Origin of the sequence: Caballeronia zhejiangensis (assembly GCF_022879815.1) — a bacterium.
Lineage (GTDB): Bacteria > Pseudomonadota > Gammaproteobacteria > Burkholderiales > Burkholderiaceae > Caballeronia > Caballeronia zhejiangensis.
Genome location: NZ_CP084283.1, coordinates 287,898 through 309,771, shown reverse-complemented (window position 1 = coordinate 309,771; position 21,874 = coordinate 287,898). Strand labels below are relative to the sequence as shown.

The 21,874-nt window shown below is 63.2% G+C and carries 16 protein-coding genes; 3 read left to right on the top strand and 13 right to left on the bottom strand.

All coding sequences use genetic code 11. The features are described from left to right. Nucleotides 1–61: 61 nt before the first annotated feature. From LDZ23_RS01495 to LDZ23_RS01485, 3 genes are all read right to left on the bottom strand, one after another. Nucleotides 62–955: a glutamate/aspartate ABC transporter substrate-binding protein gene (locus tag LDZ23_RS01495; RefSeq protein WP_008351588.1), complete on the bottom strand. Its 894-nt coding sequence runs from the start codon at nt 953–955 to the stop codon at nt 62–64. A 273-nt stretch (nt 956–1,228) separates the two neighbouring features. Then, a complete protein-coding gene (locus LDZ23_RS01490) occupies nt 1,229–2,542 on the bottom strand; it encodes a Glu/Leu/Phe/Val family dehydrogenase (RefSeq protein WP_008351589.1) in 1,314 nt (437 codons plus the stop codon). Nucleotides 2,543–2,650: 108 nt separating this feature from the next. After that, a complete protein-coding gene (locus LDZ23_RS01485; RefSeq protein WP_008351590.1) occupies nt 2,651–3,622 on the bottom strand; it encodes a LysR substrate-binding domain-containing protein in 972 nt (323 codons plus the stop codon). Nucleotides 3,623–3,897: 275 nt separating this feature from the next. Between LDZ23_RS01485 and LDZ23_RS01480 the strand changes: the two genes are divergently transcribed. After that, the gene (locus LDZ23_RS01480; protein ID WP_244807680.1) at nt 3,898–5,286 is read left to right on the top strand and encodes an MFS transporter; all 1,389 of its coding nucleotides are present in this window, start codon (nt 3,898–3,900) and stop codon (nt 5,284–5,286) included. A gap of 10 nt (nt 5,287–5,296) precedes the next feature. Here LDZ23_RS01480 and LDZ23_RS01475 read toward each other — a convergent pair whose 3' ends face one another. After that, nucleotides 5,297–7,180 carry an ABCB family ABC transporter ATP-binding protein/permease gene (locus LDZ23_RS01475; RefSeq protein ID WP_244807679.1) on the bottom strand — a complete coding sequence of 628 codons (1,884 nt, stop codon included), beginning with the start codon at nt 7,178–7,180 and terminating at the stop codon, nt 5,297–5,299. Nucleotides 7,181–7,417: 237 nt separating this feature from the next. Here LDZ23_RS01475 and LDZ23_RS01470 point away from each other — a divergent pair, with 237 nt between their 5' ends. Further along, nucleotides 7,418–7,813 carry an acyl-CoA thioesterase gene (locus LDZ23_RS01470; protein WP_008351593.1) on the top strand — a complete coding sequence of 132 codons (396 nt, stop codon included), beginning with the start codon at nt 7,418–7,420 and terminating at the stop codon, nt 7,811–7,813. A gap of 10 nt (nt 7,814–7,823) precedes the next feature. On the opposite strand, the gene LDZ23_RS01465 is transcribed toward LDZ23_RS01470, so the two are convergent. Next, on the bottom strand, nt 7,824–10,946 hold the full coding sequence (locus tag LDZ23_RS01465) for a sensor domain-containing protein (protein ID WP_244807678.1): 3,123 nt from the start codon (nt 10,944–10,946) through the stop codon (nt 7,824–7,826). Nucleotides 10,947–11,122: 176 nt separating this feature from the next. After that, entirely contained in the window at nt 11,123–11,602 is a 480-nt protein-coding gene (locus tag LDZ23_RS01460) for a nitrate reductase associated protein (RefSeq protein WP_008351596.1), read from the bottom strand. Between the two features lie 190 nt (nt 11,603–11,792). Between LDZ23_RS01460 and fdhD the strand changes: the two genes are divergently transcribed. Next, nucleotides 11,793–12,620, top strand: coding sequence for a formate dehydrogenase accessory sulfurtransferase FdhD (gene fdhD, locus LDZ23_RS01455; protein WP_244807677.1), 828 nt, complete (start codon nt 11,793–11,795; stop codon nt 12,618–12,620). Nucleotides 12,621–12,626: 6 nt separating this feature from the next. Here the strand turns inward: fdhD and LDZ23_RS01450 are convergent, their stop codons facing one another. The 7 genes from LDZ23_RS01450 to nudB all read right to left on the bottom strand — a co-directional run bounded on the left by LDZ23_RS01450 (nt 12,627) and on the right by nudB (nt 21,870). Next, nucleotides 12,627–13,391 (bottom strand): enoyl-CoA hydratase, encoded by a 765-nt coding sequence (locus LDZ23_RS01450; protein WP_008351601.1) that lies wholly within the window; start codon nt 13,389–13,391, stop codon nt 12,627–12,629. 55 nt (nt 13,392–13,446) lie between these two features. After that, nucleotides 13,447–14,646, bottom strand: a complete 1,200-nt coding sequence (locus LDZ23_RS01445; RefSeq protein WP_034470589.1) for an acetyl-CoA C-acyltransferase — start codon at nt 14,644–14,646, stop codon at nt 13,447–13,449. A 15-nt stretch (nt 14,647–14,661) separates the two neighbouring features. Beyond that, nucleotides 14,662–17,082 (bottom strand): 3-hydroxyacyl-CoA dehydrogenase/enoyl-CoA hydratase family protein, encoded by a 2,421-nt coding sequence (locus LDZ23_RS01440; RefSeq protein WP_280519293.1) that lies wholly within the window; start codon nt 17,080–17,082, stop codon nt 14,662–14,664. Between the two features lie 221 nt (nt 17,083–17,303). After that, complete coding sequence (locus LDZ23_RS01435) at nt 17,304–19,091, bottom strand: acyl-CoA dehydrogenase C-terminal domain-containing protein (protein ID WP_008351605.1); 1,788 nt, start codon at nt 19,089–19,091, stop codon at nt 17,304–17,306. Nucleotides 19,092–19,160: 69 nt separating this feature from the next. After that, entirely contained in the window at nt 19,161–19,835 is a 675-nt protein-coding gene (locus tag LDZ23_RS01430) for a TetR/AcrR family transcriptional regulator (RefSeq protein WP_008351607.1), read from the bottom strand. A gap of 272 nt (nt 19,836–20,107) precedes the next feature. Beyond that, nucleotides 20,108–21,397, bottom strand: coding sequence for a phospholipase D-like domain-containing protein (locus LDZ23_RS01425; protein WP_034470584.1), 1,290 nt, complete (start codon nt 21,395–21,397; stop codon nt 20,108–20,110). Beyond that, nucleotides 21,394–21,870, bottom strand: coding sequence for a dihydroneopterin triphosphate diphosphatase (nudB, locus tag LDZ23_RS01420; RefSeq protein WP_008351611.1), 477 nt, complete (start codon nt 21,868–21,870; stop codon nt 21,394–21,396). Before nudB ends, LDZ23_RS01425 begins: the two co-directional genes overlap by 4 nt. Between the last annotated feature and the right edge of the window lie 4 nt (nt 21,871–21,874).

The window sequence follows — 21,874 nt, the reverse complement described above, 5'->3', positions numbered from 1 at the left end:
CTCCAAAAAGAAACGGAAGAAGCAAGCTCCTTCCGTTTCGTCTGTTCGATTACCGAACCGGTTAGTCGATTGCCTTGTCATTCGGGCTCTTGTAGAGAGCCTTCATGTCTTCACTTTCGGGGAAGTTGAGGTTGAGACCCTTCGGCGGAATCGGGCTTTCGAACCACTTCTTGTAGATCTTGTCCGCTTCGCCCGAGGTTTCGACCTTGGCGATCGCGTCGTCGACGACCTTCTTGAACTCCGGATCGTTCTTGCGGATCATGCAGCCGTACGCTTCATGCGATTGCGGCGCACCGACGATCACGAAATCGTTCGGGTTGTTCGACTTCGCGCGCTCGCCCGCGAGCAGCGCATCGTCCATCATGAACGCGACGGCGCGGCCGGTCGACAGCGTCAGGAACGACTCGCCGTGATCCTTCGCGCTGATGATGTTCATGCCCATGTTCTTGTCCTGATTCATCTTGCGAAGCAGGCGCTCGGACGTGGTGCCGGCGGTCGTCACGACGGTCTTGCCCTTCAGGTCGGCCCAGTCCTTCACGCCCGAATCCTTCTTGGTCATGAGGCGCGTGCCGATCACGAAGATCGTGTTCGAGAAGGAAACTTGCTGCTGACGCTCGGCGTTGTTCGTCGTCGAGCCGCACTCGATATCGACGGTGCCGTTCTGCACGAGCGGAATGCGGTTCTGCGAAGTGATCGGCGTGAGCTTCACCTTCAGGTCGGACATGCCGAGCTTCTGCTTGACCGCGTCCACGACCTTCAGCGCGAACTCATGCGAGTAGCCGACGACTTGCTGCTTGTCGTCATAGTAGGAAAACGGAATGGACGATTCGCGATGCCCCAGCGAGATCACGCCCGTGTCCTTGATTTTCTTCAGCGTGCCGGCGTCTTGAGCGTATGCGCCGGTGGCGAGAAACCCGAGCGCGGCGACGAGCAGCGCAGCCTTTTTAACCTTCATGTGTTCGATCTCCTGTGGCGAAAAACCGGGGCAAGTTTAGCAGGGTAATTATTCTGAAAGAATGATTGTTAACCCACGACCGTCTTATTTCTGAGACGCTGTCGCCGTAAGGGTGCAACCCGGTGCGACCGCGCATATTACTGGCGTTTTTGTGACCATGCTTGACCGAATGCAGCGAGTCGGCCGACTTGTCGCTTTCATGCAAATGCGGGCGGCATTCCGAATGAAATGCCGCCCGCAATCAATTAAAGGGCACGACCGCCTGACACCGAATCAGGGATACAGCCCGCGCATCTCGCGCGCCTGCAGAATGCGCGTACACGCGACGATGAACGCCGCCGTGCGCACCGATACCTTGTGCTCGCTCGCGACCTGCCACACGCCCGCGAACGCTTCGCGCATCACGCGCTCGAGACGCTGATTGATCTCGTCCTCGGTCCAGAAGAAGCTCGAGAAGTCCTGCACCCATTCGAAGTACGACACGGTCACGCCGCCCGCATTCGCGATCACGTCCGGGATCACGAGGATACCCTTGTCGTTGAGGATGTCGTCGGCCGCGGTCGTGGTCGGGCCGTTCGCGCCTTCGACGACGATCTTCGTGCGAATCTTCGACGCGTTCTTCTCGGTGATCTGGTTTTCCAGCGCGGCCGGAATGAGGATGTCGCTTTCGATCATCCAGAATTCTTCCGCCTGTACCGGATCCGCGCCCGCGAAGCCGCCCACGCCGCCGTTCTTCGCGACGTGATCGAGCAGCGCGACGGTATCGATGCCCTTCGAGTTATGAATCGTTCCCGTGTGATCCTGCACGGCGATGACCTTCGCGCCCGCTTCCTGGAACAGCTTGGCCGCGATGCCGCCGACGTTGCCGAAGCCCTGCACCGCGATGCGCGCGCCTTCGATCTCCATGCCGATGCGCCGCGCCGCTTCCGTGCCGACGACGAACACGCCGCGCCCCGTCGCTTCCTTGCGGCCGAGCGAGCCGCCGAGCGAAATCGGCTTGCCGGTCACGACGCCGGTTGCCGTCTGGCCTTGGTTCATGGAGTAGGTGTCCATCATCCACGCCATGATCTGCTCGTTCGTGTTCACGTCCGGCGCGGGAATGTCCGTGTTCGGCCCGATGATGATGCCGATCTCGCTCGTATAGCGACGCGTCACGCGTTCCAGTTCGCCACGCGACAGCGTGCGCGGATCGACACGAATGCCGCCCTTCGCGCCGCCGTACGGCACGTTTACCGCCGCGTTCTTCACCGACATCCACGCGGACAGCGCCATCACTTCGGAGAGCGTCACGTCCTGGTGGTAACGCACGCCACCCTTGCCGGGACCGCGCGACGTGTTGTGCTGCACGCGATAACCCTCGAAATGCGCGACGGTGCCGTTATCCAGCTCGATCGGGCAATCGACGACGAGAATGCGCTTCGGGCGCTTGAGGGTTTCGAGCCAGCGGGAGAGAGAACCGAGATACGGGGCAACGCGATCGACCTGTTGCAGATAGTTTCCCCAGGGACCGAGATCATCGGCATGGAGATACGACGGGATGGCGTGTTTTGCGTCCGGCGCTTGCACAGGTTGCTTCGAGGCAGACATTGATGCTCCAGCGGTGAAGGAATTCGCTCATTGTCGAAAAACGTCGTTTCCAAATCCAATGCCGTTTCCTTATCCCGTCATGCAAAACTTGCATAACGTCGCGGAGCCTTATGCCGCGGGCTTCTCCGGCTGCGCCTTCAGCAATTCCTCACCGACCGCGTCCCATAGCGCGCGCATCAATGCCTGTCGCGGCTCTTCGCCCTGCGCTGCGAGCTTGTCGCGATAAAGGCGGATTTCCATCGTCAGCGTGAACTGGCCGGCGGGCGTGCCGCGCGTGCCGCGATCGAGGCGCACGAGCCGACCTTCTTCCACTGCATCCTCGACAGCGCTGTGCGGCAGGAACGCGACGCCATGACCGGCGAGCGCCATCGCTTTCAGACCTTCGGCCATGTCGGTTTCATAGACCTTGTCGAGATAGAGGCGCGTCGGCGCGGTCGCGATGATGACTTCCGTCATGCGCCCGAGGTACGCATTAGGCGTGTACGACAGATACGGCACCGGCGATTCGGCCGTCGCGGGCAGCGTGAAGCGCGCGCGTCCGCCTTTGGTCACGGCGGAAAACGGGCTGATCGGTTCGGCGCCGAGCGTGAGCATGTCGTAGCGCGCGGGATCGAGCGCAACCGGATGACTCGGATGGTGATAGCCCATCACGAGATCGACACCGCCTTCGACGAGCGACAGCACCGCATCGTGCACATTGAGCGCGCGCAGCCGCGTGCGGATGCGTCCGAGCCGCGCCTCGATGTGTTCGAGCCAGCGCGGAAAATACGTGAGCGAAAGCGTGTGCGGCACGGCGAATTCGATGGTCGCCGACGGCACGCCGCCTTGTCCGCGCAACAGCGTGCGCGCTTCGTGGAACTGCGAGAGCATCGCGAGCGCCTGCTCGTAGAACACGTTGCCGGCTTGCGTGAGGCGCGTCGGATACACCGACCGGTCGATGAGTTCCGTGCCGAGCCACGCTTCGAGCGCCTGAATGCGTCGCGAGAACGCGGGCTGCGTGATGTGCCGAAGCTCGGCGGATCGACTGAAGCTGCGCGTCTCCGCGAGCGACACGAAGTCTTCCAGCCATTTCAGTTCCATGCGTTTCTCGGGCGCGCGCGGCGCTTCCTTGGCAAAGAACGCATTCTAGCGGGCGCATGAGCCGTGCGAAGGCGCGGCGCACCATTCGCATGCGGTCACGCACGGACGCGGTGCTGTCGGTTTGCGGGACGCGGAACCTCACGCGTGCTCTGATCCCTCGCCGACCCTTGCGCTACCCGGCGCATCGGTAAATATGCATTCCATTGGCATGATGCTTGCAATTTTCGGGGCCGTCGCGTGCTCATTCGGCAGCACGCGCATATACGGAACCCGCAATGTCCAATCTGATCGCATCGCTCAAGAGCGGCAACTGGCGCTCGCTCCTCGCCTGCTTCCTCTACTTCGATACGGGCTTTACCGTCTGGGTACTGTATGGGCCGCTCGCGCCGTTCATCGGACGCGACGTGACGATGTCCGCCGCGCAGCAAGGCTTTCTCGTCGCGGTGCCGGTGCTGGCCGCCGCCATTCTGCGCGTGACGCTCGGCAACCTCTATCAATCGACCGATGGACGGCGCGTCGCGCTGATGGGCGTCCTGCTCTCGTCGATTCCGTCGATCGTGCTGCCGCTCATGCCCGGCGTGCCGTCGTATGCGGTGTTGCTTGTGCTCGGCGTGTTCCTCGGCATGGGCGGCGCGAGCTTCGCCGTCGCGTTGCCGATGGCTGGCAGCAACTATCCGCCGAAGGTGCAGGGCCTCGTGCTCGGACTCGCCGCGGCAGGCAACATCGGCGCGGTGCTCGACGGCTTCCTGTTCCCGCATCTCGCCGATTCCTTCGGCTGGCAGATGTCGACCGCCGCCGCGCTGCCGCTGCTCGCGATTACGGGCGTCGCGCTCTTCGCATGGGCGTCCGACGCCGGCGTGAAAACCGGCAGCACGATGCGCGCGCTGTCGAGCTTCGCGGTGACGCTCGTGAGCCTGATCGTGCTGGTGCTCGCGGTCAACGCGGGCGTGTTCGGCGGCGGCAAGGCGGGCGTGCTGCTCTTGCCGGTGATCGGCGCGCTCATTGCGATCGCGGTGCTGCCGCGGCATTATCGGTCGGTGCTCGGCGAGCGCGATACGTGGGTCATCATGCTCATTTACAGCATCACGTTCGGCGGTTTCGTCGGCATGTCGTCGTATGTGACGCTGCTGCTTACCTCGCTTTATCAGATGCCGAAGCTCGAAGCCGGCCTCTTCATGTCGCTGCTCGCGTTTCTCGGCGCGATCGTGCGTCCGTTCGGCGGTTATGTCGCCGATCGCGTGACCGGCGTGCGTGCGCTGCTCGTGCTGCTCGCGGCCATCGCCATCGGCGACTTCGCGTTCGCGATCTGGATGCCGCCGGTCGCGGGCGGTCTCGCGATTCTCATCTGCCTGTATATCGCGTTCGGCCTGGGCAACGGCTCGACGTTCCAGCTCGTCCCGCATCGCTGGAAGGGCAAGACGGGATTGCTGTCGGGAATCGTCGGCGCAGCGGGCGGTATCGGCGGGTTCTATCTGCCGGTCATCATGGGCATCGCGAAGGAAAGCACGGGCAGCTATCAAATGGGCTTCGCCACGTTCGGCGTGCTCGCAACGTGCGCGTTCGGCGCGCTCTTCGCGCTGCGCGGTCAGTGGCTGCGCTGGTCGTCGACGGCTTCGCAATCGCACGATGGCGTCGCCATCGGCGGCGCGCACGCGATGGAGTGAGGACAGCGCGTCATTCGCCCAGTGTCGCCAGCGCCGCCTCTCCTTCGCCGGAGCTGGCGGCGCGCTGTTGCTGAAGCGCCCACATCTGCGCGAACAGCCCGCCCGCACGCAGCAACTCCGCATGCGTGCCGCGCTCGACGATGCGCCCGTGATCCATCACGATGATCTGCTGCGCATGCACGACCGTCGATAGCCGATGCGCGATGATGAGGGTCGTCCGCTCGCGCGCGATCGAGTCGAGTTCGTGCTGAATCGCGCGCTCGGACTTCGAATCGAGCGCGGACGTGGCTTCGTCGAAGATCAAAATCGGCGGATTCTTGAGCAGCGTGCGCGCGATCGCGACGCGCTGCTTCTCGCCACCCGACAGCTTCAATCCACGCTCGCCGACGGCCGTGTCATAGCCCGCCGGCAACGCCTCGATGAAATCGTGAATATGCGCCGCGCACGCCGCCGCGATCACTTCGTCGCGGCTCGCCGAAGGACGCCCGTACGCGATGTTGTAATAGATCGAATCGTTGAAGAGCACGGTGTCCTGCGGCACGATGCCGATCGCCGCGCGCAACGAATCCTGTGTGACGTCGCGAATGTCCTGCCCGTCGATGCGAATGCTGCCGCCCTGCGCGCGATCGAGATCGTAGAAGCGAAAGAGCAGCCGGCCGAGCGTCGATTTGCCCGAGCCGCTGTGTCCGACGACCGCCGTCGTCGTGCCCGCGGGAATCGTGAAATCGACGCCATGCAGGATCGGCCGCGCCTTCTCATACGCGAAGCTCACGTTCTCGAAGCGCACTTCGCCGCCGCGCACGGCAAGCGCGGGCGCGTTCGGCGCATCGGGCACTTCGCGGCCCGCGCCGAGCAGCGTGAACATGCGATCCATGTCGGTCAGCGCCTGCTTCAGTTCGCGATACACGACGCCGAGAAAATTCAGCGGAATGTACAACTGCAACATGAAGGTGTTGATGAGCACGAGATCGCCGAGCGTCAGACGCCCCGCCATCACGCCCTGCGTCGCGCGCCAGAGGATGAAAACGAGCCCCACGCCGATGATCGTCTGCTGCCCGAAGTTCAGCATCGACAGCGAGCGCTGCGACTTGATCGCGGCCGCGCGATAGCGCTGAAGATTTTCATCGTAACGGCGCGTTTCCCACTCTTCGTTGCCGAAGTATTTCACGGTCTCGTAGTTGAGCAGCGAATCGATCGCGCGCGAATTCGCTTTCGAATCGAGATCGTTCATCGTGCGGCGAAAGTGCGTGCGCCACTCCGTCACCTTCACCGTGAACACGATATACGTGACGAGCGCGATGAACGTGACGATCGCGTAATACGCCTCGTACTTCGTCACGAAGAACGCGAGCACGAGTCCGACCTCGACGAGCGTCGGCAGAATGCTGTAGAGCGAATACGAAACGAGCTGCTGGATGCCGCGCGTGCCGCGTTCGATATCGCGCGACATGCCGCCCGTCTGTCGCTCCAGATGAAAGCGCAGCGACAGCGAATGCAGATGCCGGAACACTTGCAGCGCGAGTTGCCGCACGGCGCTTTCCGTGACCTTGGCGAAGAGCAGTTCGCGCAACTCGGTGAAGAGCGACGTAGAAAGCCGCGCGGCCGCATACGCGACGACGAGCAGCCCGATTCCGCCGATCAGCACGATGCCCGGCGAATCGTTCGCGCGTCCGAGCGCGGTGAGATGCTGCACGGAAGCGAGGCCGTCGACGATGCGCTTCATCACGATCGGCACGCCGAGGTTCGCGACCTTCGCGCCGATGAGGCACGTCAGCGCGAACGCGACGCGCCATTTGTACGTGGTGAGATAAGGCAGCAGCGAGCGGATCGTCTGCCAGTCGTTGCGCGGGCCTTGCTGCGCGGGCCCGGGCTCTGCGTTCGGGAAGCGGCGCATGAGTTCGTATCGTTCGAGCGCGTCGCGCGAATGGAGTCGGGCGCGGCGTGGGGAAGGTTTTTATCGTCGAAACGGGCGCAACTTCGTCTGGATGCTTTCCCGTACAATTTGCTGCAAGCCCTGGCGCGACGTCGCGCGCAATCGGGCTCATTCATAAATAGGCATTGTCGCAGAAGGTTCAAGAGGCCGCTCACGCGCGCCAGCCTTCGCGCCGCCTTGCAAACCGGAACGCCTCCCATGACCGACCATCCCAATCTTCCTGAGAAACACGTCGCGCTGCGCGTCGTGCCGCAGCCCGCCGACGCCAACGTCCACGGCGACGTGTTCGGCGGATGGATCATGGCGCAGGTCGATATCGCCGGCTCCATTCCGGCGAGCCGCCGCGCGAACGGCCGCGTCGCGACCGTCGCCGTGAATTCGTTCCTGTTCAAGCACCCGGTTTTCGTCGGCGATCTGCTGAGCTTTTACGCCGACATCGTCAAGACGGGCAACACGTCCATCACGGTGTCGGTCGAAGTCTGGGCGCAGCGCATGAGCCTCGCCGAAGAAGTCGTCAAGGTGACGGAAGCGACGCTCACCTACGTCGCGACTGACCGCGATCGCCGCCCGCGCGTGCTGCCGTCGCTGGACTGATAAAAATCGATCAGTGGGGCAGCACGCCCTGCTGCAAAAGGCCCGGAATCGCCTCGTGCGGCATCGGGCGCGAGAACAGGTAGCCCTGCATTTCGTCGCAATCGCGCTCGCGCAGGAAATCGTGCTGCGCGTGCGTTTCGACGCCCTCCGCGATCACCTGCATCTCGAGCGAATGCGCGAGCGCGATGATCGCCGACGTGATGGTTTCATCGTCGCCCGACGAGCCGATATCCGCGACGAACGAGCGATCGATCTTCAGCCGATGCACCGGAAAGCGCTTGAGATACGACAGGCTCGAATAGCCGGTGCCGAAGTCGTCGATTGCAATACCGATGCCGAGCGCCGATAGCTCCGAGAGCATCGTGATCGCTTCCTCGGCGTTGCGCATGATCGCGCTTTCGGTGAGTTCGAGTTCGAGATAGCGCGGCGCAAGGCCCGTCTCTTCGAGGACAGAAGTCACGAGCCGGGCGATGTCGCGCTGCTGGAAATGCCGCGCCGACAAGTTCACCGACACGCGCGCCGGCGGCAGCCCCGCATCCTGCCACGCCTTGTTCTGCCGGCACGCTTCGCGCAGCACCCATTCGGAAAGCGGTCCGATCAGCCCGCTCTCCTCCGCCACCGGAATGAACGACGCCGGCGACACGAGCCCTTGCTCGGGGTCGTGCCAGCGCACGAGCGCTTCGATGCCGACGATCTGACGCGTCGACATGTCGACCTGCGGCTGATAGTGCAGCAGGAATTCGCCGTCGCGCAGCGCGCGCCGCAAGCGCCGTTCGAGATTCATGCGCGCGCCGACGCTCGCGTTCATCTCCGGCTGATAAAACTGATAGTTGTTGCGGCCCATGTCCTTCGCGCGATACATCGCGAGGTCGGCCTTCTTCATCACGGTTTCGGCGTCGTCGCCGTCTTGCGGATAAAGACTCGCGCCCATGCTGCAGCCGACATACAGCTCGGTGTCGTCGATCCACACCGGTTCGGAGATCGCCGCGCGCGTGCGCTCCATCCACACGATAAGACCGGCTTCGTCGGTGATGTCCGGCAGCACGACGACGAACTCGTCGCCGCCGTGACGCGCGACCGTATCGCTCGTACGCGCCGAGCGCGCGAGCCGCTCCGCGATCACCGCAAGCAGACGGTCGCCGACGCTGTGGCCGAGACTGTCGTTGACGTTCTTGAAGCCGTCGAGATCCATGAACACGACTGCGATCTTCGCATCGCGCCGCCGCGCCGTTTCTATCGCGTGCTGCAGGCGATCTTTCAGCAGATTGCGATTCGGCAGGCGCGTGAGCGTGTCGTAATTCGCCTGATATTCGAGCTCTTCCTGATAGCGCATCAGATCGGTCACGTCGTTGATGATGCCGATGTGATGAGTGGTCATGCCCTGCGCGTTCGGCACCGGCGCGACGAAGAGCTGGTTCCAGAAGAGCGCGCCGTCCTTGCGATAGTTGCGCACGACGACGCTCGCTTCCATGTTCGCTTCGAGCGCGCGGCGGATCGACGTGAGTCCTTCCTGATCTCCGTCCGGGCCGTGCAAAAAGCGGCAATCCTGGCCGATGACCTCGCTCGGGTCATAACCCGTGATGCGCTTGAACGCCGGATTCGCATACTCGATCACATTCGCGCCATCGACGACGCCGGTGATCAGAATCGCGTTCACGCTCGCGTCCAGCGCGCGGCTTTGCAGACGCAGCGCGAGTTCGGCGCGCTTGTGATCGGTGACGTCGTGATACGAACCGAGCACGCCGATGGTCTGCCCTTCGCCGTCGAGCAACGGCAGCTTGCTCGAAACGACGGTGCGCAACTGGTCGCCCATCACGATGTCGCGCTCGTGATGCATCTTCGGCACGGTCGTGACGATGACCTCTTCGTCGTCCGCGCGCACCAGATCCGCGAGCGCGCTCCACGGCAAGTCGAAATCCGTCTTGCCGATGACCTGCTCGTTGTACGCGAGACCCGCATCGCGCGCGAACGCATTGTTGCAGCCGAGATAGCGCAGTTCGCGGTCCTTCCAGAACACGCGCTGCGGGATGTTGTCGATGACCGCTTCGAGCATCTCGTTCGAGCGGCGCGCTTCGGCTTCCGCGTTGATGCGGTCGGTCACGTCGTTCGCCAGCATGAAGATGCCCGGCCGGCTCGAGTAGATGAGCGAGTGATGCGACACGTCCGCGCCCACGATCGATCCGTCCTTGCAGCGATAGCGCCAGACGCCCGCCGAACCTCGTCCCGACTGAGCGCGCTCGCCCCGCTCGCCGCCTTCGCCGCCGCTGCGCGCAAGACGCGCGGCGAAGCTGTCGAAGTCGTCCGCATGATGCAGATCGCGCAGCGTCATGTTCATGAACTCCGGCTCGTTGAAGCCGAAGTGTTCGATCGCGGCCTGATTCACGGCAACGAAGCGCATCGTCTCGCTATCGACGATCCACATCGGCACCGGATGCGCCTCGAACATGCCGCGAAAGCGCTCGTTGCTGCGCTGTCGCGCGCGCGCCGCGCCGAGCTTCTCGCGCGATTGCCGCTCGCGGCTCGCGAAGAGCCAGATCAGCACGGCGCTGCCCGCGAGCATCGTGCAGACGAGCAGCAGCATGGCGCCGCTCGACGCCCGCGCGGACTGATCGAGCGCGCCGATCGTCGCGTTGTCGATGCGCGAGCGCACCGCCGCGAGCTCGTCGTCGACGCCTTGCTGATCCTCGCCGAGCGTAACGAACGCCGCATCGGCCCATGCACGGGACGCGTCGGGGCTCGCCTTCCTCGCGCGCTCGAAGGCGACGTCGGCGTCGTGCCGCATGACGGCGGCGCGGGCGGCGAGCGCATCGAATGCGCCCATCATGCCGGGCTCCATCTCGAACTGCGCGCGCAGGCCGCTTTCGAGCGCGTCGAGATGCGCCACGCGTTCCTGATGGCCCGCTGCGGTTTCCGCGATGCCGGTCGCTTCGAAGCGGCTCAGTTGCGTCAGCGATTCGCCGAGCGTGCTGCGATAGTTCGCTAGGTCGCGCAGCAGGCTCATCGAGCGCAAGGTGCGCGCGTCGCTTTCACGCAGACCGCCGATCCGCTCGCAGGCGACGAACGCGTTGCCGCCGAGCGCGGCCAGCACGACGGCAATGTTGACGAGCAAACCTCTGGAGAGGAATCGAGTCATGAAGAGCGGGCTAATCCCTTTGATGCGCGCACATCGAACGCAATGCGCGGCGTGGCGAACGGCTCCACGCCCAATTAATGGATAACGTCCATTAACGGCGCCTCTCGCCCGACATTTAGGGCTCACCCGCAAATAATCTGATTAAAGCGGCTGCTTAACGTTTGCGAGCCGCGTGCTCACTCCGTGAGACCGAACTCTTTCATCGCGGGCAGGAAATCGTGATTGACCTTGTCCGTGTTGCGCGAGAGTTTCGCGAGCGCGTAACGCTGGAAACGATCGAGTTGGCCCCAGCGATCGAGACTCGGCGCGCTGATCCCGGAGAGGCTGCTTTGACGGATCACGGTTTCCGGCACGGCATCGGCGTGCATCCACACCGGATCGGGGTCGCGTTCGATCTTTTCGGGCGCGGCATTGGCGTGCGTCTTCAGCATCTCTTCAAGCGCGAGGTCGAAGTTCTTCTCGAGCTCGGCCTCTTCTTCGATCGGAAAGCGCGCCAGCAACGCGCGATCTTCGTAAGGAAGCTGCTGCCATTGGTCGAGCGAGATGCGCATGCCGAAGCGGTCGAGATTGAAGCGCACGGCAAGCGGAATGAAGCGCAGATTGTCAGAGGATTCGACTTCGAATCCGAAGAGACGCGCGGCGTCGTAAAGTCCCATAGCGAAGCCTCGTTGGATTGAAGCGGGCGGCGCGGCGCGCGATGCCCGCTTAAGTTATTGTAGGGCCTTGGATCTGGCTGGAACCATTGCAATCTAGCCGCTGTTCGCGTCGCGATGCGTGCGGACAGCAACTTTTGGCAGCAAGTCACATACCCGACTTTACTCGAAGTGAGCGGTCAGGAGCATTGAAGTGGAACAACTCGAAACCGACGACCAACCCGGCTTCGTCGAGCGCCAGGTGCGCAGGCATCGCAAGAACGAAGTTGCGATCGCCGCTGACAACGTCGGTCAGGAATGGCCCGTCGCGCTGGTTTTCAACGGCATTTCGCACGCGGTGATGATGTGCACGCCACGCGATCTCGAAGCGTTCGCAGTGGGCTTTTCGATGACGGAAGGCATAGTTGAGCGCGGCAGCGATATCCACGATATCGAGGTTTATTTGCGGGATGACGGCGTCGCGTTGCCGCATGCGGAGGTGCATCTGCAGGTCGTGCAGCAGGCTTTCGCGTCGCTGAAGGACAAGCGGCGCGCGCTCGCCGGGCGCACCGGATGCGGCGTGTGCGGCATCGAAAGCATCGACTTGCTCGATCTTCAGCCGGAACGCGTGCCGGACACCGGCTTTCTGAATCGTCTCGCGCCCGATGCGATCGAATGCGCCGCGCGCGAATTGCCCGCGCATCAGCAATTGACGAAGCTGACGGGCGGTCTGCACGCCGCCGCGTGGTGCGACGAAAACGGCGCGGTGCGCTACGCCTTCGAGGACGTCGGGCGGCATAACGCGCTCGACAAGCTCATCGGCCAGTTGATCCTGCGCCGCGAGGACACGACGCAAGGTTTCGTGTTCCTGTCGAGCCGCGCGAGCTATGAACTCGTGCGCAAATCGGCGCGCGTCGGCGTGCCGATGATCGCGACGATTTCCGCGCCGACCTCGCTCGCCATTTCGATCGCGAAGCAGGCGGGCCTGCGGCTCGTCAGCTTCGCGCGCGAGAACAGCTTCGTCGAATACGATGTCGAGTGAAGCGCGCTATTCGAACTTGCTGAAGTCCGGCTTGCGCTTCTCGAAGAACGCCTGAAACGCCTCGCGCGCTTCGGGCGCGACGAGCATCCGCGAGAAATGCGCGGCTTCGTCTTCCATGCGCGCGGTCACTTCGTGCGCGTGCGCGCCTTTCATCAGCGACTTGGTCACGCGCAGCGACGACGCCGGCAAGAGCGCGAGCCGCTTTGCCTTGTCGAACGCGTAGGCGTCGAGTTCGGCGGCATCGATCGCGCCGTTGAGGAAGCCCATGCCGATCGCTTCGTTCACGTCGAACGCTTCGCCCAGCAAGAGCTTTTCCGCCGCGCGCTGATAACCCGCCGTGCGCGGCAGCAGCAGGCTCGACGCCGCTTCCGGACACAGCCCCAGTTGCGAAAACGGCAGCGAGAACTTCGCGTTCGGGCTCGCGTAGACGATGTCGCAATGCAGGAGCATCGTCGTGCCGATGCCGACCGCCGTGCCCGCGACCGCCGCGACGATCGGCTTCGGAAAGCCGGCGATGCGCCGCAGGAACTGGAAGACGGGCGCGTCGAGTCCCTTCGGCGGATCGTTCAGGAAGTCATCGAGGTCGTTGCCGGCGGAGAACGTCGTGCCGTTCGCGCGGATCAGCACCGCGCGCACGGTCGGGTCCATCTCGGCTTCGTAGAGGCCGTCGGCCATTTCCTGATACATCGCCGCGGTGATCGCGTTCTTCTTTTCCGGACGATTGAGCACGATGCTCAGCACGCCGTCCGCGCGTTCGATCTGAATCTCCATCCGCTGTCTCCTTCGTGTCGGTCCGCGAGCTTTCGGCACTCGCGGACCGTTTGCGTCAAAGCCGCTCGATGATGCCCGCCGCGCCCATGCCGGTGCCGACGCACATCGTCACCATGCCGTACTTCAGGTTGCGGCGACGCAGGCCGTGCACGACCGTCGACGCGCGGATCGCGCCCGTCGCGCCGAGCGGATGGCCGAGCGCGATCGCGCCGCCGAGCGGATTGACCTTGGACGTATCGAGTCCGAGATCGCCGATCACCGCGAGCGCCTGCGCCGCGAACGCTTCGTTCAGCTCGATCCAGTCGAGATCGTCCTGCTTCAGGCCCGCCGCCTTCAACGCGGCCGGAATCGCTTCCTTCGGCCCGATGCCCATAATCTCGGGCGGCACGCCGCGCACCGCGAAGCTCACGAAGCGCGCGAGCGGCGTGAGGTTGAACTGCTTCAGGATCTTTTCCGACACGACGATCAGCGCGCCGGCGCCGTCCGACGTCTGCGAGCTGTTGCCCGCCGTCACCGAGCCTTTGTTCGCGAACACGGGACGCAGCTTCGCGAGACCTTCGACCGACGTATCCGCGCGCGGACCTTCGTCGAGCGCGATCTCGCGCGCGTTCACGCGAACTTCGCCCGATGCGAGATCGGGGAAGCGCTCGTTCAACGTGTATGCGGCGATTTCATCGGCGAATTCGCCCGCTTGCTGCGCGGCCAACGCCTTGCGATGCGACTCCGCGGCGAACGCGTCCTGCGCCTCGCGGCTCACCTTCCAGCGTTCCGCGACGCGCTCCGCCGTCAGCCCCATGCCGTACGCGATGCCGACATCTTCGTTGCGATCGAAGATATGCGGCGACAGCGAAGGCTTGTTGCCCATCATCGGCACCATGCTCATCGACTCGCAGCCGCCGGCGATCATCGCATCGGCTTCGCCGACGCGGATGCGGTCCGCCGCCATCGCGAGCGCCGTCAGGCCCGACGCGCAGAAGCGGTTCACCGTGACGCCGCCGACGGTATTCGGCAAGCCCGCGAGCAACGCGCCCATGCGCGCGACGTTCAGTCCTTGCTCGGCCTCGGGAATCGCGCAGCCGACGATCGCATCCTCGATCACGTTCGTATCGAGCCCCGGCACCTGCGCGACGGCCGACCTGATCGCGTGGACGAGCAGCTCGTCCGGGCGCGTGTTCCTGAACACGCCGCGCGGCGCCTTGCCGATCGGCGTGCGGCTCGCGGCGACGATGTATGCGTCTTGAAGTTGTTTGCTCATCTTATGCAGCTCCGCTTAGTTACGCACCGGCTTGCCGGTCTGCAACATGCCCATGATTCGCTCTTGCGTCTTTTGCGTGCTGAGCAGCTCGACGAACGCGCGGCGCTCCAGCGCCAGCAGCCATTCTTCGTCGACGAGACTGCCCGCTTCGACATCGCCACCGCACACGGCTTCGGCGATACGGCTCGCGATCAGATAGTCGTGATCGCTGATGAAGCGCCCGTCGCGCATGTTGACGAGCGACGCCTTGATCGTCGAGATCGCCGAGCGGCCCGCGACCGGCACCTGCTTCGCGCGCAACGGCGGACGATAGCCCGATGCGCTCAATGCGCGCGCTTCCTTCTTCGCGATGTCGAGCAGTTCGTGCACGTTGAAGACGATCGTGTCGGACGGCTTCAGATAGCCCATCGCGCGGGCATCGAATGCGGAGGACGACACTTTCGCCATCGCCGCGTTTTCGAAGGACTTCTGCAGGAACTTGAGCAGATCGCTGGTCGCGTTGACGGCGCTCGCCGCTTCCGCCGCGCGCAGTGCCGCTTCCTTGAGACCGCCGCCCGCCGGCACGAGACCGACGCCCACTTCGACGAGACCGATATAACTCTCGACATGCGCGACGCGCTTCGCCGAATGCAGCAGCAGCTCGCAACCGCCGCCGAGCGCAATGCCCGAAACCGCCGACACGACCGGCACGTTCGCGTATTTCACGCGCATCATGCCTTGCTGGAACTTTTTCACGAACGGCTCGATGCCCTTCGCGCCGCCCATCATGAACGCGGGCATCGCTTCTTCGAGATTCGCGCCCGCCGAGAACGGACCGCCCGGCGCGCCGAGTTGCAGCGAAGTCGGCTGCCAGATCACGACGCCACGGTATTCCTTCTCCGCGAGTTCGATGGCTTGCGTGAGGCCGTCGATCACGCCCGGACCGATGGTGTTCATCTTCGACTTGAACGACACGATCACGACATCGCTTTGATCGTCGTCGAGCCACGCGCGCACGTTTTCGGTTTCGAAGAGCGTCTTGCCGTAGGTCTTCGGATCGGCGCCCGTCTCACCGACGAGCGGCGCGCGGAACACCTGCTTCTCGTACACGGGCAGCCTCGAGCGCGGCTCGAAACGGCGCGCGGCGGGCGACCACGAACCTTCGTCCGTGTGCACGCCGTTCTTCTCGGCGACGGGACCATCGAGCACCCACGCGGGCAGCGGCGCGTTCGAGAGCGCCTTGCCTGCATCGATGTCTTCCTGGACCCACTTCGCGATCTGCTGCCAGCCCGCGGCTTGCCAGCTTTCGAACGGTCCCTGGTTCCAGCCGAAGCCCCAGCGGATCGCGAGATCGACGTCGCGCGCGTTGTCCGCGATCGATTCCAGATGGACCGCGATGTAATGGAACACGTCGCGGAAGATCGCCCAGAGGAACTGCGCCTGCTTGTTGTCGGTTTCGCGCAAGAGCTTGAAACGCTCGGCTGGCGGGCGCTTCAGAATGCGGCCGATGAGTTCGTCGGCTTTCGCCCCGCCATCGACATAAGAAGCCGTCTTCGGATCGAGAACCTTGATCGCCTTGCCTTCCTTGCGATAGAAACCCGCGCCCGTCTTCTGGCCGAGCGCGCCGTTCTTGACGAGCGCGTCGAGCACGGGCGGCGTCTTGTAGACGGCGAAGAACGGATCGTCGGGCAGGTTGTCCTGCATCGTCTTGATGACGTGCGCCATCGTGTCGAGACCGACGACATCGGCTGTGCGGAACGTCGCGGACTTCGCGCGGCCGAGGCGCGAGCCGGTGAGATCGTCGACTTCGTCGAAGCGCAGGCCGAACTTTTCGGCTTCGGCGATGACCGCGAGAATCGAGAACACACCGACGCGATTCGCGATGAAGTTCGGCGTGTCTTTTGCGCGCACGAGGCCCTTGCCGATCACGCTCGTCAGGAACGTTTCGAGTTGATCGAGGATCTCGGGCTTCGTGGATGCGGTCGGGATCAGCTCGACCAGATGCATGTAGCGCGGCGGATTGAAGAAGTGCACGCCGCAGAAGCGCGATTTGAGTTCATCGGAGAAGCCGTTCGACAGCTCCGTGATCGACAGGCCCGACGTGTTGCTCGCGAAGATCGCGTGCGGCGCGATGTGCGGTGCGACCTTCTTGTAGAGATCGTGCTTCCAGTCCATGCGCTCGGCGATGGCTTCGATCACGAGATCGCATTCTTTCAGTTTCTCGATGTCGTCGTCGTAGTTCGCGGGCTCGATGTACTGAGCGTCGTCTTTCACGCCGAACGGGGCGGGCGACAGCTTCTTCAGATTCTCGATGGCCTTCAGCGCAATGGCGTTCTTCGGGCCTTCCTTGGCCGGAAGGTCGAAGAGCATGACCGGGACGCGGGCGTTGATCAGATGGGCGGCGATCTGCGCGCCCATCACGCCCGCGCCGAGCACGGCGACTTTTTTGACGTTCACGGTGGGGTCACTCCGGGGTTCGTGAATGTTTGGGGTTTCGTCTTGCTGCGGCTTTCGCTTTTTTGTTCGCTTTCGCTTTCGCTCGGGTTCGCTTCCGCCTTCGTGCAATCCTGTTTTCGCGTCGGTCCATTAGCACTGCCGCCCCGCACAGGGGCAGAGCTAATAGACCGACACGAAAACGGGATCACCCGAAAGCGAAAGCAGAAGCGAAAGCAAAAACATCAAAACAACGCTTCGTCGTAATCCATCATAGGCTTGGCACCGGCCCGAGCAGCGCGAATCGTAGAAGCGGTCTCAGGCAGCAGCTTGGCGAAATAGAACCGCGCGGTGGCCAGCTTGGCCTTATAGAAAGCATCACCGCCAGAGGCACGATCGAGCGCAACCCTCGCCATCCGCGCCCAGAAATAAGAAAACACGAGATGCCCGACAGTGCGCAGGTAGGGCACAGCAGCAGCCCCGACCTCATCGGGATTCTGCATGGCCTTCATGCCGATCTCCATCGTGAGCTTCTGCACCTTCTCGCCGATATCCGCGAGCGGATTGATGAACTCCTGCATCTCCGGCTTCACGCCTTCCTGCTCGACGAAGTCCGCAACCAGCTTGCCGAAGCGCTTCAGCTTCGCGCCCATGTCGCCGAGAATCTTGCGGCCCAGCAGGTCCAGCGCCTGAATGGAATTCGTGCCCTCGTAGATCATGTTGATGCGCGCATCGCGGACGTATTGCTCCATGCCCCATTCGGAGATGAAGCCATGTCCGCCGTAGATCTGCATCGCCATGTTCGTGCCTTCGAACGCGTTATCGGTCAGGAAAGCCTTGATGACCGGCGTCAGCAGCGCGACAAAATCGGCGGCTTCGGCGCGCACGGCTTCATCCGCATGCGACAGTTCCTTGTCGATATTCAACGCCGCCCAGTACGTGAACGCGCGGCCCGCCTCGGCATAGGCCTTCTGCGTGAGCAGCATGCGACGCACATCCGGATGGACGATGATCGGATCGGCGGCCTTCTCCGGCGCCTTCGGGCCGGTCAGCGAGCGCATCTGCAGACGCTCTTTCGCGTACACGAGCGAGTTCTGATACGCGACTTCAGTCAGCCCGAGACCCTGCATGCCAACGCCCAGACGCGCGGCGTTCATCATCACGAACATCGCGTTCAAGCCCTTGTTCGACTCGCCGACGAGCCAGCCCTTCGCGCCGTCGAGGTTCATCACGCAGGTCGCGTTGCCGTGAATGCCCATCTTGTGCTCGATCGAGCCGCACTTGATGTCGTTGCGCGCACCGACCGCACCGTTCGCGTCCGGTACGAACTTCGGCACGATGAAAAGCGAGATGCCCTTGGTGCCCATCGGCGCGCCGGGCAGACGCGCGAGCACCAGATGAACGATGTTCTCGGCCATGTCGTGCTCGCCGCTCGAAATGAAGATTTTCGTGCCGGTGAGCGCGTACGAGCCGTCGGGATTCGGCTCGGCCTTCGTGCGCAGAATGCCGAGGTCCGTTCCGCAATGCGGTTCCGTGAGGCACATCGTGCCGGTCCACTCGCCCGAGACGAGCTTCGAGAGATACGTCGACTTCTGCTCCGGCGTGCCGTGCGCATGCAGGCATTCGTAGGCGCCGTGCGACAGGCCCGGATACATCGTCCAGGCCTGATTCGCCGAGTTGAGCATTTCGTAGAGCGCGTTGTTCACGAACGCGGGCAAGCCCTGGCCGCCGTACTCGGGATCGCATCCGAGCGCGGGCCAGCCTGCATCGATGTACTGCCGATAAGCTTCCTTGAAGCCGGCAGGCGTCTTCACGACGCCATCGCCCTCGTAAGTGCAGCCTTCGCGGTCGCCGCTCTGATTGAGCGGGAACACGACTTCGGAGCAGAACTTCCCGGCTTCCTCGAGCACCTGATTGATGGTGTCGGCGTCGAGGTCGGCATGCTTCGGCATGCTCTTCAATTCGGCTTCCACGTTCAGCACTTCGTGCAGCACGAACTGCATGTCGCGAAGGGGGGCGGCGTACTGTCCCATGAGTCTCTCCAGTTTCTTCAAGCGTCTGGTTGCGCGCCGCCGAACCCTTTGTCGATTCGAACGGCGCCGCTAACGGCTGTCGGTCTGTTGCGATGTCAGATTCGTGGCCGGGATCGGAGTCGGCTGCGCAACGCTTCCATTCGCGCCCGCACTCGACGTCTGATACGACTGAATCGTCTTTTCCAGCGCGTCCCGCGTCAGTTGCACGGCTTCCGGCAGATGCAGGAAGCGCGCGTCGTGATGCAGGCCGAGCGTAAAGCTGTACAGCTCGAACAACATCAGATGCGGATCGGTTTCCGCCTTCAGATGCCCTTCGTCCTTCGACTGGCGGATCGCGCGCAGCAGCGCCTCGCGCCACATGCTCACGCTATGCACGAGCTGCTCGCGCACGGCGCTCGCGGCGCGGTCGTCGTACTCCACCGCTCCGCTGATATAGATACAACCCGTGGTCACTTCCTGGATGCGTTTCTCCATCCAGCGATTCATCATCGCGCGCAATCGCGGCAGGCCTCGCACCTCACGCAGGCTCGGAAAGAACACCTCATCTTCGAAGCGCCTGTGGTACTCGCGCACCACTTCCACCTGCAAGTCCTCGCGCGACCCGAAATGCGCAAACACACCGCTCTTGCTCATTTGCATCCGTTCGGCCAACAGGCCGATCGTCAGCCCTTCCAGCCCGTCCCGACTTGCCAACTCCAGCGCTGCGTCGAGAATCGCGGCCCGCGTCTGTTCGCCTTTTCGCATGATGTCCCTACCGTTCTTATGTGACCCGTAAAATCGAACGGCCGTTCTATTATTATGGCCGAACGTTGGTGATACAAGCAGATTTTTAGACACGCATTTCTAAAACGCCAAGCCTTGTCTATAGGATAAATCTCAACAATGTCCGGGTTCATTGTCGCGTTTTATGTACGGACTGCCTGTAAGTGACTGCCCGAATTTCCCGATTCGTGGGCAGCCTTCTCCAGCGCTGCTTGTCGGTATGTATTTTTGCGCAATCGCTGCTAAAAGGCAGGTTAATCGTACTGCCCGATGGTGATCACCTTCATCATCAACCGGTACGTGTTATAAGCCAGCCAATTAAGCGTGCGCTCCGTAACGGGCCGCGCCGCATAGTGTTTTTCATCGATGGGGCGGCCTTCGTCAAAAGCCTGAAGAATGGCGTCGTGCAACCCCGCGATCTCGGAATGATTGACGAGCACCATGTTGGCCTCGTTGTTGAGCACGAGCGAAAGCGCATCGAGATTGGATGAGCCGATGGTCGCCCAGTCCGCGTCCACTACCGCGACCTTGCCGTGAAGCATCGTCTTCTCATACTCGGCGATCCTCACGCCATGCTTGAGCAGATTGCCGTAGAGAAACGGCGTCGCGTAATCGAGCGCGACGAACTCCTTACGACCGATGACGAGGGACACGCGCACGCCGCGCTCCGCCGCGTTGACAAGCGCGCGCCGCAGCTTGCGACCCGGCATGAAGTAAGGATTCGCCAGCAGGACTTCGCTCTCGGCGTTCGCGATCGCCCGCAGATACGCCTTTTCGATCGCGCGCCGGTTGAGCAGATTGTCGCGCGCGACGAACGCGACGCACGGGCGATCGACCGCGTGAATCTCGCCGAGACGCGCGCGCCGGCGTGCCAGCATGGCGCGACGGGCGTTCCATCGGCCGGGCGCGCGATCGCTCTCTTGCGTTTCACAACCCGGCTGCGACGGCTGACGCGGCTTCACGCCGAGCCGGATGCGCTGCCATTGGAGATCGAACGCTTCGCGCACGTCCTTGACGACGGGGCCTTGCGCCTCCATCGCGAAATCCCAGCGCGGACGCTCCAGACGCGTGCCGTTCTGGTCGTAGTCGTCGACGATATTGATGCCGCCGCAGAACGCAAAGGTTTCGTCGATCAGCGCGAGCTTGCGATGCGTGCGCGACCAGCCTTGCGGACCGAACAGCAGATGCGGGTTATAGATGCGATGCTCGACGCCGCGCGCCTTCCAGAGCTCGAACATCGGCAGATTGCTTTCCGTGCCGATGCCATCCGTGATCACGCGTACCGTGACGCCGCGCTCGGCGGCGCGCACGAGCGCATCGGAGACGGCGCGACCGATGTCGTCGTTGGCGAAGATGTAGGTTTCGAGCGACACCGATTTGCGCGCGTTGTCGATCCGCTCGATCAACGCCGGAAAGAACTGCACGCCACCTTTGAAGAGCCTGACGTGATTGCCCGTCGTAAAGCATAAGCGCGGCGGCCGGCGGCCGGAGAACAGCGCCTGGCGCAGCCGCTTGAAACTGCGCCGGGGACGCAGTCCGATCATCGGTTATGCGCCGCGAGGCGCTCGGGCAATTGCAGGATCGCTTCCCGGTTCGACCACGAGAAGCATCGGTCGGCGGCCTCGCGAAACGGCAGCCAGAGATGCGCGGTGTGTTCGCGCGGCGCGAGCGTCACTTCGAGACAATGTGGCACGAGCAGGCTGAACTGATGCTCAGTGTTGCGCATGATCCCTTCCGCGTAGCGATGCCGCCATTGCGGATAAATCTCGTACTGAATGCTGTGATGCCAGTCGAGCAGCGCGTTCTCGGGCACGAGCGCGCTGCCTATCACGATGCCCGTCTCTTCCTGCACCTCGCGCGCGGCGGTCTCGATGAGCGGCTCGTCGATGTGATCCTTCGAGCCCGTCACCGATTGCCAGAAGCCCTTGTGATCCGCGCGTTCGATGATGAGCACGTCGAGCTCGGGCGTATGAATGACGACGAGGACGGATTCGGGAATTTTGGGCGGCTTCTGCATGAGC